This window comes from Paracoccus sp. (in: a-proteobacteria), from assembly GCF_030538695.1.
GTDB lineage: Bacteria > Pseudomonadota > Alphaproteobacteria > Rhodobacterales > Rhodobacteraceae > Paracoccus.
In genome coordinates this window covers 141,615-156,064 of sequence record NZ_JAUNTN010000002.1, presented here as the reverse complement: position 1 = coordinate 156,064, position 14,450 = coordinate 141,615, and the positions used below count along the sequence as shown (strand labels likewise).

At 60.6% G+C, this 14,450-nt stretch carries 14 protein-coding genes and 1 tRNA gene; 11 read left to right on the top strand and 4 right to left on the bottom strand.

All coding sequences use genetic code 11. From position 1 onward, the window contains the following. Window positions 1-91: 91 nt before the first annotated feature. From tig to Q4G24_RS01795, 3 genes are all read right to left on the bottom strand, one after another. Window positions 92-1,426 (bottom strand): trigger factor, encoded by a 1,335-nt coding sequence (gene tig / locus Q4G24_RS01805; RefSeq protein WP_303364786.1) that lies wholly within the window; start codon window positions 1,424-1,426, stop codon window positions 92-94. 20 nt (window positions 1,427-1,446) lie between these two features. Beyond that, window positions 1,447-1,531 (bottom strand) — tRNA-Leu (locus Q4G24_RS01800). Window positions 1,532-1,613: 82 nt separating this feature from the next. Beyond that, a complete protein-coding gene (locus Q4G24_RS01795) occupies window positions 1,614-3,137 on the bottom strand; it encodes an NAD(P)H-hydrate dehydratase (RefSeq protein WP_303364785.1) in 1,524 nt (507 codons plus the stop codon). Between the two features lie 140 nt (window positions 3,138-3,277). Here Q4G24_RS01795 and Q4G24_RS01790 point away from each other — a divergent pair, with 140 nt between their 5' ends. The 6 genes from Q4G24_RS01790 (at window position 3,278) to gap (ending at window position 8,927) form a co-directional block, all read left to right on the top strand. Further along, a complete protein-coding gene (locus tag Q4G24_RS01790) occupies window positions 3,278-3,616 on the top strand; it encodes a P-II family nitrogen regulator (protein ID WP_303364784.1) in 339 nt (112 codons plus the stop codon). Between the two features lie 67 nt (window positions 3,617-3,683). Continuing rightward, complete coding sequence (gene glnA / locus Q4G24_RS01785; protein WP_303364783.1) at window positions 3,684-5,090, top strand: type I glutamate--ammonia ligase; 1,407 nt, start codon at window positions 3,684-3,686, stop codon at window positions 5,088-5,090. 98 nt (window positions 5,091-5,188) lie between these two features. Continuing rightward, the gene (gene purB, locus Q4G24_RS01780) at window positions 5,189-6,505 is read left to right on the top strand and encodes an adenylosuccinate lyase (protein WP_303364782.1); all 1,317 of its coding nucleotides are present in this window, start codon (window positions 5,189-5,191) and stop codon (window positions 6,503-6,505) included. Between the two features lie 57 nt (window positions 6,506-6,562). After that, window positions 6,563-7,600 (top strand): flagellar motor switch protein FliG, encoded by a 1,038-nt coding sequence (locus Q4G24_RS01775; protein WP_303364781.1) that lies wholly within the window; start codon window positions 6,563-6,565, stop codon window positions 7,598-7,600. Between the two features lie 64 nt (window positions 7,601-7,664). Continuing rightward, entirely contained in the window at window positions 7,665-7,808 is a 144-nt protein-coding gene (locus Q4G24_RS01770) for a hypothetical protein (RefSeq protein ID WP_303364780.1), read from the top strand. Window positions 7,809-7,925: 117 nt separating this feature from the next. Beyond that, a complete protein-coding gene (gene gap, locus Q4G24_RS01765; protein ID WP_303364779.1) occupies window positions 7,926-8,927 on the top strand; it encodes a type I glyceraldehyde-3-phosphate dehydrogenase in 1,002 nt (333 codons plus the stop codon). A 53-nt stretch (window positions 8,928-8,980) separates the two neighbouring features. Here gap and Q4G24_RS01760 read toward each other — a convergent pair whose 3' ends face one another. Then, window positions 8,981-9,328 (bottom strand): antibiotic ABC transporter, encoded by a 348-nt coding sequence (locus Q4G24_RS01760; protein ID WP_303364778.1) that lies wholly within the window; start codon window positions 9,326-9,328, stop codon window positions 8,981-8,983. Window positions 9,329-9,443: 115 nt separating this feature from the next. Here Q4G24_RS01760 and pyrC point away from each other — a divergent pair, with 115 nt between their 5' ends. From pyrC to Q4G24_RS01735, 5 genes are all read left to right on the top strand, one after another. Continuing rightward, entirely contained in the window at window positions 9,444-10,487 is a 1,044-nt protein-coding gene (gene pyrC / locus Q4G24_RS01755) for a dihydroorotase (protein ID WP_303364777.1), read from the top strand. Beyond that, on the top strand, window positions 10,484-11,155 hold the full coding sequence (locus tag Q4G24_RS01750) for an orotate phosphoribosyltransferase (protein ID WP_303364776.1): 672 nt from the start codon (window positions 10,484-10,486) through the stop codon (window positions 11,153-11,155). Before pyrC ends, Q4G24_RS01750 begins: the two co-directional genes overlap by 4 nt. Before the next feature lie 81 nt (window positions 11,156-11,236). Then, window positions 11,237-12,718 (top strand): replicative DNA helicase, encoded by a 1,482-nt coding sequence (locus tag Q4G24_RS01745; RefSeq protein WP_303364775.1) that lies wholly within the window; start codon window positions 11,237-11,239, stop codon window positions 12,716-12,718. Then, window positions 12,709-13,065: a DMT family protein gene (locus tag Q4G24_RS01740; protein ID WP_303364774.1), complete on the top strand. Its 357-nt coding sequence runs from the start codon at window positions 12,709-12,711 to the stop codon at window positions 13,063-13,065. The genes Q4G24_RS01745 and Q4G24_RS01740 overlap by 10 nt, the downstream gene beginning before the upstream one ends. Then, window positions 13,052-14,245, top strand: a complete 1,194-nt coding sequence (locus Q4G24_RS01735; protein WP_303364773.1) for a multidrug effflux MFS transporter — start codon at window positions 13,052-13,054, stop codon at window positions 14,243-14,245. Before Q4G24_RS01740 ends, Q4G24_RS01735 begins: the two co-directional genes overlap by 14 nt. The last annotated feature ends 205 nt before the right edge of the window (window positions 14,246-14,450 follow it).

Below are 14,450 nucleotides of genomic sequence, written 5' to 3'. Positions count from 1 at the left end.
TCCGGCGGGGATATTTAGGGACAAAAGATGCCCCGGAAATAAAAAAGGCCGCGATCCGCTCGCGGCCTTTTCCGTTTGAGATGGGCGTGGATTACAGCTCGTCCAGCGCCTCGATGGCTTTTTCGAGATCTTCTTTCGAGACTTCTTTCTCGGTTACTTTCGCCTGTTCGACGATGTGGTCGATCACTTTATCTTCGAAGATCGGTGCGCGCAGTTGTTGTTGCATCTGCGGGTTTTGCTGGACGAATTCAAAGAAAGCGCGCTCCTGACCCGGATATTGACGGGCGGCCATCATCACCGCCTGGGTCATTTCCTGATCCGTCACCTGAACATCGGCTTTCTGACCCAGTTCAGCCAGCAGCAGGCCCAGACGCACGCGGCGTTCGGCCAGCTTGTTGTGTTCGTCCGTCGGTTCAACGTGCCCGTGGTTATGGTCGTGAACGTCCGGGTTTTCCTCGTGCCAGAGCTGGTGCGCGATTTGCGCCGCCTCAGCCTTGACCAGCGATTCGGGCAGTTCAAAGCTGACCAGCCCGTCCAGTTGATCCAGCAGAGCGCGTTTCAGAACCGCGCGCGAGCCGCCCTGATATTCGGCTTCCAGCCGCTGACGGATCTGGCCTTTCAGCGCGTCGAGGTCTTCGGCACCGAATTTCTTGGCCAGTTCATCGTCGATCTCGGCCGGTTTCGGAGCCTTGACCGCGTGGACCTTACATTCGAACACGGCCTCTTTCCCAGCGAGGTTCGGCGCACCGTAGTTTTCCGGGAAGGTCACGTTGACCTTGACCTCATCACCGGCCTTCGCGCCGATCAACTGGTCTTCAAAGCCCGGAATGAAGCTGCCCGAACCAAGCACCAGCGGGTATTCGCTGGCTTCGCCACCCTCGAACGCCTCGCCATCCACGAAGCCTTTGAAGTCGATCACGACCTGATCGTCTTTCTTGGCTTTGGTGCCGGCCTTGCGGTCGGTGTAATTGGTCGCATTCTTGGCGAGGTTTTCCAGCGCCTCGTCAACGGCGGCGTCCTCAGCCTTGACGGTCAGGCGCTCCAGCTTGATGGCAGAGGCGTCCAGCTCAGGAATCGCGGGCAGGTTTTCATAGGTGACGTTGACCACAACGTCGTCGCCTTCTTTCCAGTTCTCGCCGTTTTCCATCTGTACATCGGGCTGCATGGCCGGGCGGTCGCCCGATTCTTCCATGTGCTTGCGCAGCGCGCCGTCGATCGCCTCTTGCATCGCATCGCCCAACACGCGCGGGCCGAATTGCTTCTTCAGCAGGGCCATCGGCACCTTGCCCTTGCGGAAGCCCTTCAGTTCGACTTCGGGCTGCACCTCTTTCAGCTTCTTGTCCACCTCGGCTGCCAGCTCTGCGGCGGGCAGGGTGAACTGATAGCCGCGCTTGAGGCCTTCGTTCAGGGTTTCGGTGACCTGCATGTTCAATCCTTCATCCATTTTGGTGCGGGTGGAGGGACTTGAACCCCCACGCCTTGCGGCGCCAGAACCTAAATCTGGTGCGTCTGCCAATTTCGCCACACCCGCATATGTCAACGGGCGGGCCGGACGCCCGCCAGAAAATCCGCGCCGTGATAGCAGGGTCAGGCGCGGGGTGCGAGAGGATTTTTCACAGATTCATGTCACGAAACACCGCTGGCAGCATTTCAGGCAGATCATCTGCAATCAGACCGGGGCCAAAGCGGCGCGCAGCAGCAGCGTGCAGCGCAGCCCCATAGCCTGCGGCGCTCAGCGGCGACAGCCCCCGCGCCAGCAGCCCGGTGATGATTCCGGCCAGCACATCGCCCGATCCGGCGGTCGCCAGCCAAGGCACATCGCGGCCCATATGCGCCAGCATTTTCCCATCGGGCGCGGCAATCAGCGTATCAGCCCCTTTCAGCAGCACCGTAGCACCGACCCGTGCAGCAGCCATGCGCAGCGCCTCGGTCCGGGGCAGGCCGGTGTCCATATCCGCCGCCAGATCGGGGAACAGGCGGGTGAACTCTCCCATATGCGGGGTCAGCACGCAGCGGTCATGCAGCGCCAGCTCCATTCCCGCCAGCGCCGTCAGCGCCGTCAGCGCATCCGCATCCAGAACCACGGCCCGACCCGAGGCCAGCACCACCGGCAGCAGCGCCTCTGCCCGCGCGACCCCCGCCCCCGGACCAAGGCACAGCGCATTGATCCGCCCATCCGTCAACAGCGCCGAAAGCGCCCCGGCATCATCCACCCCGCGCCGCATCAGCGCATCAGGCGGGCCAGCATGTTCAAACAGCGCGGCCTTGGGCGGGGCCAGCGTCACCAGCCCCGCGCCCACCCGCAGCGCCGCCCGCGCCGCCAGCCGCGCCGCACCGCCCTGCGCCACACCTCCGGCCAGAATCAGCGCATGGCCGTGGTTATATTTGTGCTGGTCGGGGCTTTTACGCAAAAGCTCAGCGCCAGCGATACCGCTGCCAATCCTGATATCCGCCACCACCACTTTACCGCAATGTTGTGGCCCCTCCCCGTTGACATGCCCCGGCTTGAGGCCGTGAAACGTCACCGTCAGATCGGCACCGGGAAACCAGTCCTGAAACAGCGGGCGGCCGCTGTCAGATGACAAGCCACTGGGAATATCCACCGCAATGATCCGATCAATCTGCGGCGACAACTCGCCATGAACCATATTACAATATGCTTCATTCATATCCTGAAACAGCCCGGCGAAAGCATCCACAGAGCGGGTCAGCCCAATCCCGAACAGCGCATCAATCAGCAGGTCGGTCTGAAAAAACGCCCCCTTCGGGTTCAGCGGCAGAACGGTCCCGACCTCTGCCCAACGCGCATGGCTGGCAGCCGCCGCTGCGGGCAGGCGCTCGACCTCGCCATAAAACAGCACCGAGACTTCCCAGCCGCGCTCATGCAGCAACCGCGCAATCACAAAGCCGTCGCCGCCATTATTGCCCGGCCCGCACAGCACCATGGCGCGCCATGGCAGATGCTTATGCGTCGCATATTCCGGCCACTCATCCAGAATCGCCTGCACGACGGCCGCACCTGCACGTTCCATCAGAGCGACACCATCATCATGGTGCAGACTGATAACCTTGGCTTCGAGCGCCCGCATCTGATCTGCAGTCACAATTTCAGTGATGGCCAGACTCTTTTTGCACATTTTTTCATCACACAGATCAAGTTTCAGGCACAAATCCCGGTTTTCTGCCTATCCACGCGGCCCCTCACCAAGCCCGCATTGTCCCTTTCGATCAAACCCGCCAATCAGGTTTCAAGCAAGCCACAAGGGATCGAACTGCCATGAAAAAGGTCGAAGCCATCATCAAGCCGTTCAAACTGGACGACGTGAAAGAGGCGCTGCAAGAGGTCGGCGTTCAGGGTCTGTCGGTGATCGAGGTCAAAGGCTTCGGTCGGCAAAAAGGCCATACGGAACTGTATCGCGGCGCGGAATATGTCGTTGATTTCCTGCCGAAAGTAAAAATCGAGATGGTCCTGCCCGACGATCAGGTCGATGCGGCCGTCGAGGCCATCATCAACGCCGCCCGCACCGAAAAAATCGGTGACGGCAAGATCTTCGTCAGCCCGGTGGAGCAAGCCATTCGCATCCGCACCGGCGAAACCGGCGATGACGCCGTCTGATTTCGGGCGGCTCTCAACCAATTCTTAACGGAATGGTGCCATACAGGCATCACAGAAAGGACGAATCATGAATGCCAACGATGTTTTGGAGTTGATGAAGGAAGAAGACGTCGAATACGTCGATGTCCGCTTTACCGACCCCAAAGGCAAACTTCAGCATGTGACGCTGGTCGCGGATCTGGTCGATGAGGATTTCTTTGAAGAAGGCTTCATGTTCGACGGTTCGTCGATTGCTGGCTGGAAATCCATCGACCAGTCCGACATGAAGCTGATCGCAGACCCGGCTTCGGCTTATATCGACCCGTTCTATGCGGAAAAAACCCTCTGCGTGCATTGCAACGTGGTCGAACCTGACACCGGCGAACCCTATGCCCGTGACCCGCGCGGCACCGCCACCAAGGCCGAGGCTTACCTGAAATCCTCGGGTGTCGGTGACACGGCTTATTTTGGCCCCGAGGCTGAGTTCTTCCTGTTCGACGACGTGCGTTATTCCGTGACCCCGCAAAAGGTCGCCTATGAAATCGACGCCGACGCGGCTGCTTGGAACACCGATTCCGAATATGAAATGGGCAATACCGGCCACCGCGCTGGCCATAAGGGCGGCTACTTCCCGGTTAACCCGGTGGACGAGGCGCAAGACATTCGCGGCGAAATGCTGTCCACGATGAAGCGCATGGGCATCAAGGTGGACAAACACCACCATGAGGTCGCCACCTGTCAGCACGAACTCGGCATGATCTTTGGCGGTCTGGTTGAGCAGGCCGACAACATCCAGAAATACAAATATGTCATCCACAACGTCGCCCACGCCTATGGCAAATCCGCAACCTTCATGCCCAAGCCGATGAAAGGCGACAACGGCAGCGGGATGCACGTCAATATGTCGATCTGGAAAGACGGCAAGCCGCTGTTTGCAGGCGATAAATATGCCGACCTTTCGCAAGAGGCGCTGTGGTTCATCGGCGGCATCCTGAAACACGCCAAGACGCTGAACGCCTTCACCAACCCCTCGACCAACAGCTACAAACGCCTGATTCCGGGGTTTGAAGCGCCGGTTCTGCGGGCTTACTCGGCGCGGAACCGTTCGGGTTGCGTGCGTATTCCGTGGACCGAAAGCCCCAAGGCCAAGCGTGTCGAGGCGCGTTTCCCCGATCCGGCTGCGAACCCCTATCTGGCCTTTGCCGCGCTGCTGATGGCCGGTCTGGACGGGATCAAAAACAAGATCGACCCCGGCCCCGCCTCGGATAAGGATCTTTACGATCTGCCGCCGGAAGAACTGGCCGAAATCCCGACCGTCTGCGGCTCGCTGCGCGAGGCGCTGGAGGCGCTGGCCGCCGATCACGACTTCCTGCTGGCCGGGGATGTGTTCACCAAGGACCAGATCGACGGCTATCTGAAACTGAAATGGGAGGAGGTCTATGCCTATGAGCATACCCCCCACCCGATCGAATATCAGATGTATTATTCCTGCTAAGGCAGTAACCACGATCACAACAGGCGCCCTCGGGCGCCTGTTTTGGTTGCCGCCCTACCAATCCGGCGCTAAACCCCTGATAACCACAGGAGGCCCCCATGATCCCGCGCTATGCCCGCCCCGAAATGACCGCCATCTGGTCGCCGGAAACCAAGTTCCGCATCTGGTATGAGATCGAGGCCCATGCCTGCGACGCGCAAGCCGATCTTGGGGTTATCCCACGCGCCAATGCCGAGGCCGTCTGGAAAGCCAGGGATGTGCAATTCGACGTGGCCCGCATCGACGAGATCGAAGCCGTCACCAAACACGACGTCATCGCCTTCCTGACCCATCTGGCTGAACATATCGGCAGCGAGGAGGCGCGTTTCGTTCATCAGGGCATGACCAGTTCGGACGTGCTGGACACCACGCTGAACGTCCAGCTTGTCCGCGCCGCCGACCTGCTGCTGGCCGATATGGACAAGGTTCTGGCCGCGCTGAAGCGCCGTGCTTACGAACATAAGGACACGGTGCGCATCGGCCGCAGCCACGGGATTCACGCCGAACCCACCACCATGGGCCTGACTTTTGCGCGGTTTTACGCGGAAATGGACCGCAACCGGAACCGGCTGGAACAGGCTCGCTGGGAAATTGCTACCGGCGCGATTTCCGGCGCGGTTGGCACCTTTGCCAATATTGATCCGGCGGTCGAGGCGCATGTCTGCGCCCAGATGGGCCTGCGCCCTGAACCGATCAGCACCCAGGTGATCCCGCGTGACCGCCACGCGATGTTTTTTGCCACACTCGGCGTCATCGCCAGCAGCATCGAGAATATCGCCATTGAAATCAGGCACATGCAGCGCACCGAAGTGCTGGAGGCCGAGGAATATTTCAGCCCCGGCCAGAAGGGTTCCTCGGCCATGCCGCATAAGCGCAATCCGGTGCTGACCGAAAACCTGACCGGCCTTGCACGTCTGGTCCGCATGGCCGTGATCCCGGCGATGGAAAACGTCGCGCTCTGGCACGAGCGTGACATCAGCCACTCCAGCGTCGAACGCGGCATCGCCCCCGATGCAACTATCACCCTGGATTTTGCCCTGAACCGTCTGGCAGGGGTGATCGACAAACTGGTGATCTACCCCGAAAACATGCTGAAAAACATGAACAAGTTCAAAGGGCTTGTCATGTCTCAACGGGTTCTTCTGGCACTGACGCAGGCCGGTGTCTCGCGCGAGGATGCCTACCGTCTGGTCCAACGCAATGCGATGAAAGTCTGGGAACAGGGCGCAGATTTCAAAGCCGAGCTTCTGGCCGATGCCGAGGTAACGGCGGCGCTTTCGCCTGCGGAAATCGAGGAAAAATTCGACCTTGGTTATCACACCAAGCATGTCGATACGATTTTCGCGCGTGTTTTCGGAGAAAATGACGCCCGCTAACCGGGCGTTAACGTCTTTCTGCCATTCTGACCCCGACGAATCATGCGGGGAAGGCAGATGTTGACCACAATGCTGACACCGCGGCAGAAAGCCGCGGTCATCGTCCGGCTGCTTTTGGCCGAGGGCGGGGAAATCGACCTGAACACCCTGCCCCCAGAGTTGCAGGACGGGCTGGCCGACGAAATGGCGCAAATGGATCTGGTGGACCGCCCCACCCGAGATTCCATTGTGGCCGAGTTCTGTGAAATGCTGGAAAATATCGGCATTTCTTTTCCCGGCGACATGGATGGCACACTGGCGATTCTCGGTGACAAGCTGTCGCCCGACACCACCGACCGGCTGCGACGCATGGCGGCGATGAATGGTGGTGGCGACCCTTGGCTGCGCATCGGTACCATGCCTGTGACTCAGCTTGTGCAGCTTGCACAAAACGAAGCGACCGAGATCGTCGCGGTTATGTTCTCTAAACTGCCCGTCCCCAAGGCAGCCGAAATCATGCAACACCTGCCGGAACAACGCGCCCGCGCCATCAGTTTTGCCATGTCGATGACCGGCGGCGTCCAGTCCGAGGCGCTGCGCCGCATCGGGCGGGCGCTGGTGCTGGCGGCCGAAGCGTTGCCCCGCCCCGCACTGGAAGGGGCGCCGGTGGAAAAGGTCGGTGCGATCCTGAACTTCTCGCCCGCCGGGATGCGCGAATCGGTGCTGACCGGGCTGGATGAGGACGACCCGGATTTCGCCCGCGACGTGCGCAAGGCGATCTTCACCTGGATCAACATTCCCCAGCGCATCGACCCACGCGACATTCCACGGGTCATCCGGGAATGTGACCAACAGGCACTGGTCAAAGCACTGGCTGGCTCGACCGGGGCAGAAACAGCAACGGTGGACTATATCCTTGGCAACCTTGGCTCACGCATGGCCGGTGCGCTGCAAGAGGAAATCTCAGAGCTTGGCAAACTGTCGCGCAAGGATGCAGAAGACGCCATGAGCGACATTATTAACCGTATCCGCAGCATGGAGGACGCGGGCGAGTTGTTCCTGATTGCTGGCGAAGCCAGCGAGGAGGAGGCGCAGATCAGCATGAAAACCGCCTGAACCAGCTTTCCCGAACCAGATGTTTGCCCTAAAAGAGCCGCAGTTTCGCAACAGAGGCCCTGCCATGACCAACAGCATTGCATTTGCGCTGGCTCTTTTGGTCATCGTGCTGACCGTTGCCGATATGATCCTGACAGGCGGGCAGAACCTGATTTTTCTGGGTAAAAAGGTGGCGGATCTGATTAACTGGGTCGCGTTCTGGCGCTGATCCTGTCTTCTTGCTGCGACCTTGTGGCGCTAACATTGTCAAAAGCCCGGCATGACCTTTGCAATCAGGCACAAATGGCGCGATAAAGCCGCCAACCACAAGCCAAGGAGTTCTGCGATGACTGTGAAAGTGGCAATTAATGGTTTTGGCCGGATCGGCCGCAACGTCCTGCGTGCGATCATTGAATCCGGTCGCACCGATATCGAAGTCGTGGCGATCAACGACCTTGGCCCGGTCGAGACCAACGCTCATCTGCTGCGCTATGACTCGGTTCATGGCCGCTTTCCGGCGACCGTCACCGTTACCGGCGATTCGATCGACGTTGGCCGTGGCCCGATCAAAGTCACCGCGATTCGCAACCCGGCAGAACTGCCCTGGGGCGATGTCGATGTCATCATGGAATGCACCGGCATCTTCACCAGCAAGGAAAAGGTCCAGCCCCACCTGTCCACCGGTGCCAAGCGCGTGCTGATCTCGGCCCCCGGCGACAATGCCGACAAGACCATCGTGTTCGGTGTGAACGACGATACGCTGACCGCTGCGGACCTCGTTGTGTCGAACGCCTCTTGCACGACGAACTGCCTGTCGCCGGTCGCCAAGGTGCTGAACGACACCGTTGGCATCACCCGCGGCTTTATGACCACCATCCACAGCTATACCGGCGATCAGCCGACGCTGGATACGATGCACAAAGATCTGTATCGCGCCCGTGCCGCTGCACTGTCGATGATCCCGACCTCGACGGGTGCGGCGAAGGCCGTGGGTCTGGTTCTGCCCGAACTGAAAGGCAAACTGGACGGCGTGGCGATTCGCGTGCCGACCCCGAATGTCTCGGTCGTCGATCTGGTGTTCGAGGCTGCGCGCGACACCTCGGTTGAGGAAATCAACGCCGCAATCAAGGCCGCGGCGGACGGTCCGATGAAGGGCATCCTTGGCTATACCGAGGAAAAGCTGGTCTCGACCGACTTCAACCACGACCCCCATTCGTCTGTGTTCCACATGGACCAAACCAAGGTCATGGAAGGCAAACTGGTCCGCATCCTGACTTGGTATGACAATGAATGGGGCTTCTCGAACCGGATGAGCGACACCGCTGTGGCCATGGGCAAGCTGATCTGAGCTGTCAGAATCACAAAGGCCGCCTCTTTGGGCGGCCTTTTCAATGCGAATGGTTAATGTGCGCGAATTGCGTTTTGGGTCAGGCGACGGGCATTTTCCCGTGTGCGGCGACGATAGGGTTTCAGTGCCGCCGACATGATCTGATCGACGCTTTTGCCATCCGTGGCGGCACGATACACCGCTGTCAGGGATTGCCCGGCAGCATCATGCTTTTCACGCACCATGCGCCGCGATTCCGCCGGAGAATGGGGCAGAAAACCCATCATTCCGGCCACGCGCAACCCGATCACCATTTGCGATTCCAGACCGATACGCGCCATTTCGGCCCAAATCACCGGCACATTCGTCAAGCCGAAAGGGTCCGCAAAGGGCTGACCCAGATATCCAGATTGTTTTGTCATCAGCCACTTTCCTGACTAAACGGCGTCTTTCGCATCAACCGCCCCCGACGACCAGAGCGACCTTGCGGCACTTCACCTCTGGAAACGCGCGGCGGCCCCTGTATAAAGTCAACCCATGAACAAATCGCTAAAGATCCTCCGCCCCGACGACTGGCACCTGCACCTGCGGGACGGCACGATGCTTAACGCCGTCGCGCGACATTCCGCCGCATACGGTCACGCAATCGTGATGCCCAATCTGGTGCCGCCCGTTGTGACCGGCGATCAGGCCCGCGCCTATCGGGACCGCATCCGCGCCGCATTGCCCAAAGACGCGGCACTGAAACCGCTGATGACGCTGTATCTGACCGAAACGACGGATCCCGCCGATGTGATGGCGGCGCAGGCCGAAGGGCTGATTGCTGCTGTCAAGCTGTATCCGGCGGGGGCGACCACCAATTCTGCAAGCGGGGTCAAGGACTTCGATAAGGTGCGCGGCGTGCTGGAAGCGATGGCTGACTCCGGCCTGCCGCTGTGTGTGCATGGCGAAGTCACCGATCCCGAAGTCGATATTTTCGACCGCGAGGCCGTCTTTATCGACCGTATTCTTGACCCGATCCGCCGTGCCACGCCCGGCCTGCGTGTGGTCATGGAACATATCACCACCAAGGAAGGCGCCGATTATGCACGCACTGGCGAGCCTGATCTGGCGGCAACGATCACCACACATCATCTGGTGATTAACCGAAACGCTATTCTGGCTGGCGGTATTCGCCCGCATTATTACTGCCTGCCCGTGGCCAAGCGCGAGACGCACCGGCTGGCGCTGCGTGCGGCGGCCGTCAGCGGCGACCCGACGTTTTTCCTTGGCACCGACAGCGCCCCGCATCCTGACAGCGCCAAGCTGCAACCCTGCGGCTGCGCGGGCTGCTTTACCGCGCCGAACACCATGTCGATTCTGGCGCAAGTCTTTGAGGAAGAAAGTGCTTTGGACCGGCTGGAGGGCTTTACCAGCCTGCATGGCGCCGCGTTCTATCGCGTCGCCCCGAACGCGGATCACATCACCCTGACCCGCCGCGACACACCCGCCGCCTATCCGACGCAGATCACCGCCGGGGACGAAACTGTGACCGTCTTTGACCCCGGCTTCCCGCTTTTCTGGCATCTGGAGGACGCATGAGCCTGCCCTATCCCACCGCGCAGGAAATGGCGCGACTGACCGCCCGCGCCCTCTTGGAAATCAAGGCTGTACATTTCAACGCCGCCGAGCCTTACACCTATGCCTCGGGGCTGAAGGGGCCGACCTATATCGACTGCCGCAAACTGATTTCCTATCCGCGCATCCGCAGCACCCTGATGGATTTTCTGGCCGCGACGGTGCTGCGTGACGCAGGCTTCGAGGCGTTCGACAATATCGCGGGCGGTGAAACCGCAGGCATCCCCTTTGCCGCGCTGATGGCCGAGCGCCTTGGCCTGCCGATGACCTATGTGCGTAAGAAACCAAAGGGTTACGGTCGCAACGCCCGAATCGAGGGCGACATGACCGAGGGCCAGCGTGTGCTGCTGGTCGAAGATCTGACAACAGACGGCGGTAGCAAACTGTCCTTTGTCGATGCAATTCGGGACACCGGCGCGACCTGTGCGCATACGGCGGTGATTTTCTATTACGGCATTTTCCCCGAAACCACCGAGCGGCTGGCCGCGCATGGCGTCCGCCTGCACCACCTTTGCACTTGGTGGGACGTTCTGGCCGAGGCCCGCGCGCAAGAAGCCTTTGACCGCGAGACTCTGCGCGAGGTCGAATCTTTCCTATCAAACCCACGCGCATGGCAGGCCGCGCATCCCTGAACCGCCCGCCCGTCCGTGGACCCCATGGACGGGCGGCCCGCGCTTGTGACATAACCGCATCCTGACAGCCAAGGATGCCCCATGTCCGAGATTCGCGCCATCATCCCCCAGCCTCAGGATGCCGAGGAACAGGCGGTTCCCTTCTCGATTGAGGCGGAGCAGCAGCTTCTCGGTGCGATTCTGGTGAATAACGACGTGCTGGACCGCATCGGGCGGCTGATTGAGGCGGACCATTTTTACGACCCGGTTCACGCCCGCATCTTTACCATCTGCAAGGAACGCATCGCCAAGAATGCGCTGGCCAGCCCGGTCACGATCAAGGCGTTCATGGAAAATGATGAGGGCCTGAAAGAGCTTGGCGGCCCCGCCTATCTGGCGCGTCTGGCGGGCGCGGCCATCGGTGCCTATGCGGCCCGCGACTATGCGCAGATGATCCGCGAGTTCGCGCTGCGCCGGGCGCTGATCTCTCTGGGTCAGGACATTTCCGCCCGCGCAACCACGGTGGCGCTGGATGATGACGCCGAGGACCAGATCAAGGAGGCCGAACAGCGCCTCTATAAGCTGGGCGAGCAGGGCGTTGAGGACAAAGGCTTTCAGTCATTCCTCAAGGCCGTAAACAAGGCCGTCGATGTTGCCAATGCCGCCTTTCAGCGCGAGGGCGACCTGTCCGGCATCCCCACCGGGCTGATTGATCTGGACCGCAAGATGGGCGGGCTGAACAATTCCGACCTGATTATTCTGGCTGGCCGGCCCTCGATGGGGAAAACCTCTCTGGCGACCAACATGGCCTTCAACGTCGCCAAAGCCTATCGTCAGGGCGAGCGCCCCGACGGCACCACCGGCGCGATTCAGGGCGGCGTGGTCGGTTTCTTCAGTCTGGAGATGTCCGCCGAACAGCTTGCCGCCCGGATTCTGGCCGAAGCCGCCGAGGTTTCCAGCCACCGCATCCGCTCGGGCGACATGACCGAGGATGAGTTCCGAAAGTTTTTGCAAGCCGCCCACGATCTTCAGGAATGTCCCCTGTTCATCGACGACACACCCGCCCTGCCGATTAACCAGCTTGCGGCACGGGCGCGGCGGCTCAAGCGGACGCATGGGCTGGATGTGCTGATCATCGACTATCTTCAGCTTCTGCGTCCGGCGACGGCCAAGGACAGTCGCGTGAACGAAGTCTCTGAAATCACGCAGGGCCTCAAGGCGATTGCCAAGGAACTGAACATCCCGGTCATCGCCCTGTCGCAGCTTTCGCGTCAGGTCGAGAACCGCGAGGATAAGCGCCCGCAACTGTCCGACCTGCGCGAATCCGGCTCGATCGAGCAGGACGCCGACATCGTGATGTTCGTGTTCCGCGAGGAATATTACCGCGAGCGGGAAAAGCCCGGCGAACATGATCTGGCCGCCATGGCCGAATGGCAGCAGCGCATGGAAGCCTGTCACGGCAAGGCCGAGGTCATCCTTGGCAAGCAGCGTCACGGTCCCATCGGCACGGTCGAACTGGCCTTCGAGGCGCAATTCACCCGCTTCGGCAACCTCGCACAGCACCGGCAAAGCGAATGGGACTGACCCTGCCCGTCCCCGTCGTGACCATTGGCCTGCTGATCGCCTCGAATGTCTTTATGACGCTGGCATGGTATGGCCATTTGCGGTTCAAAGCTGCGCCGCTGGTGCTGGTGATTTTCGTCAGCTGGGGCATCGCGCTGTTTGAATATATGATGCAGGTTCCCGCCAACCGGATCGGTTATGGCTATTTCAGCGCGGCGCAACTGAAAACCATTCAGGAAGTCATCAGCCTGTCTGTTTTCATCCTGTTTTCATGGTTTTATCTTGGCGAAAAGATCGGCTGGCAGCATGGTGTCGGCTTTGGCCTGATCTGCCTTGGCGCATGGTTCGTGTTCCATGACTGGGGTTAAGGCGCCCTCGCTTCTGACGCTGGTGGCGATGGCCGGGCTTGGGGCGCTGGCCACCAATATCTTTCTGCCCTCGCTGCCGCATATGGCGCAGGATTTCGGCACTGATTACGCCACGATTCAGCTGTCCATATCGGCCTATCTGGCGGCAAGTGCGGTGCTGCAACTGATGATCGGTCCGATCAGCGACCGCTTTGGTCGCCGCCCGGTGATGATCGGGGCGCTGCTGATCTTTCTGCTGGCAAGCGTTGGCACGCTGATCGCCAGCGATGTGTGGGTTTTCCTGCTGTTTCGCATGGCGCAGGCCGTATCCGCCGCCGGGATGGTCCTGTCGCGGGCAGTGATCCGCGACATCTCCGGCACCGAACAGGCCGCCAGCCGCCTTGGCTATGTGACCATGGGCATGTCCGTAGTGCCGATGATCGCCCCCGCAATCGGCGGCATGATCGAGGAAAGCATCGGCTGGCACGGAAGTTTCGTCGTCATGCTGATTGCCGGGCTGGTGGTTCTGGTGCTGGTCTGGACAGACCTGCGCGAGACCGCGACCGGCGGCGGCGTACCGATGCGCCAGCAGATCGCGGGCTATCCGGTGCTGGCGCGCTCCGTGCGTTTCTGGGGCTATGCGCTGGCGGCAACAACGTCTTCGGGCGCGTTTTTTGCCTATCTGGGTGGCGCGCCCTTTGTCGGGCAAGAGGTCTATGACCTGACGCCGGGGCAGCTTGGCTGGTGGTTCGGTGCGCCCTCGGTCGGGTATTTTCTGGGCAATTATATCTCGGGCCGATGGTCGATGCGGTTTGGCATTAACCGGATGGTGCTGGCTGGCTCGATTATCGTCGCAGCCGCGCTGCTGGTCGGGCTGGCGCTGGACCTGTGGGGATTACGTTCACCGCTGACCTTTTTCGGGCCGGTGGTGGTGATGGGGCTGGGTAACGGGCTGGTGCTGCCCAACGCCAATGCCGGCATGATGAGCGTGCGCCCCGAACTGGCTGGCACGGCCTCGGGCTTGGGTGGGTCGATGGCAATTGCAGGCGGTGCCGTGCTGGCGGCGCTGTCCGCACGGCTGCTGGATGCCGATGCAGGTGCCGCGCCGTTACTGACGATCATGTCGCTCTCGGCGCTTGGGTCCGTGCTGGCGATTCTTTGGGTCATGGCACGCGAAAAGCAGATTTTGCGGTCTGGTTAGCCCGCTCGCATCAACCTTTCCTTAGTGATTATCCGCTAGGCTGACAGGATGATCGCGACTCTTGATATGTTCCTGGTGATTCTGGCGGCGATTGGCACCGCTCTGACCCTGATGCTGCCCGCATCAGGGCGTTGTGCCATTTTAGCCCAAGCCCCCCTTGCTGAAGCCTGTTTGCAAAGGCTACAGCCGTATTTGCAAATCGCGG

Bases quoted from the DNA above. Each gene is read 5' to 3' on its own strand.
- tig (WP_303364786.1), bottom strand. From the start codon at position 1,426: ATGCAGGTCACCGAAACCCTGAACGAAGGCCTCAAGCGCGGCTATCAG.
- Q4G24_RS01795 (WP_303364785.1), bottom strand. From the start codon at position 3,137: ATGTGCAAAAAGAGTCTGGCCATCACTGAAATTGTGACTGCAGATCAG.
- Q4G24_RS01790 (WP_303364784.1), top strand. From the start codon at position 3,278: ATGAAAAAGGTCGAAGCCATCATCAAGCCGTTCAAACTGGACGACGTG.
- glnA (WP_303364783.1), top strand. From the start codon at position 3,684: ATGAATGCCAACGATGTTTTGGAGTTGATGAAGGAAGAAGACGTCGAA.
- purB (WP_303364782.1), top strand. From the start codon at position 5,189: ATGATCCCGCGCTATGCCCGCCCCGAAATGACCGCCATCTGGTCGCCG.
- Q4G24_RS01775 (WP_303364781.1), top strand. From the start codon at position 6,563: ATGTTGACCACAATGCTGACACCGCGGCAGAAAGCCGCGGTCATCGTC.
- Q4G24_RS01770 (WP_303364780.1), top strand. From the start codon at position 7,665: ATGACCAACAGCATTGCATTTGCGCTGGCTCTTTTGGTCATCGTGCTG.
- gap (WP_303364779.1), top strand. From the start codon at position 7,926: ATGACTGTGAAAGTGGCAATTAATGGTTTTGGCCGGATCGGCCGCAAC.
- Q4G24_RS01760 (WP_303364778.1), bottom strand. From the start codon at position 9,328: ATGACAAAACAATCTGGATATCTGGGTCAGCCCTTTGCGGACCCTTTC.
- pyrC (WP_303364777.1), top strand. From the start codon at position 9,444: ATGAACAAATCGCTAAAGATCCTCCGCCCCGACGACTGGCACCTGCAC.
- Q4G24_RS01750 (WP_303364776.1), top strand. From the start codon at position 10,484: ATGAGCCTGCCCTATCCCACCGCGCAGGAAATGGCGCGACTGACCGCC.
- Q4G24_RS01745 (WP_303364775.1), top strand. From the start codon at position 11,237: ATGTCCGAGATTCGCGCCATCATCCCCCAGCCTCAGGATGCCGAGGAA.
- Q4G24_RS01740 (WP_303364774.1), top strand. From the start codon at position 12,709: ATGGGACTGACCCTGCCCGTCCCCGTCGTGACCATTGGCCTGCTGATC.
- Q4G24_RS01735 (WP_303364773.1), top strand. From the start codon at position 13,052: ATGACTGGGGTTAAGGCGCCCTCGCTTCTGACGCTGGTGGCGATGGCC.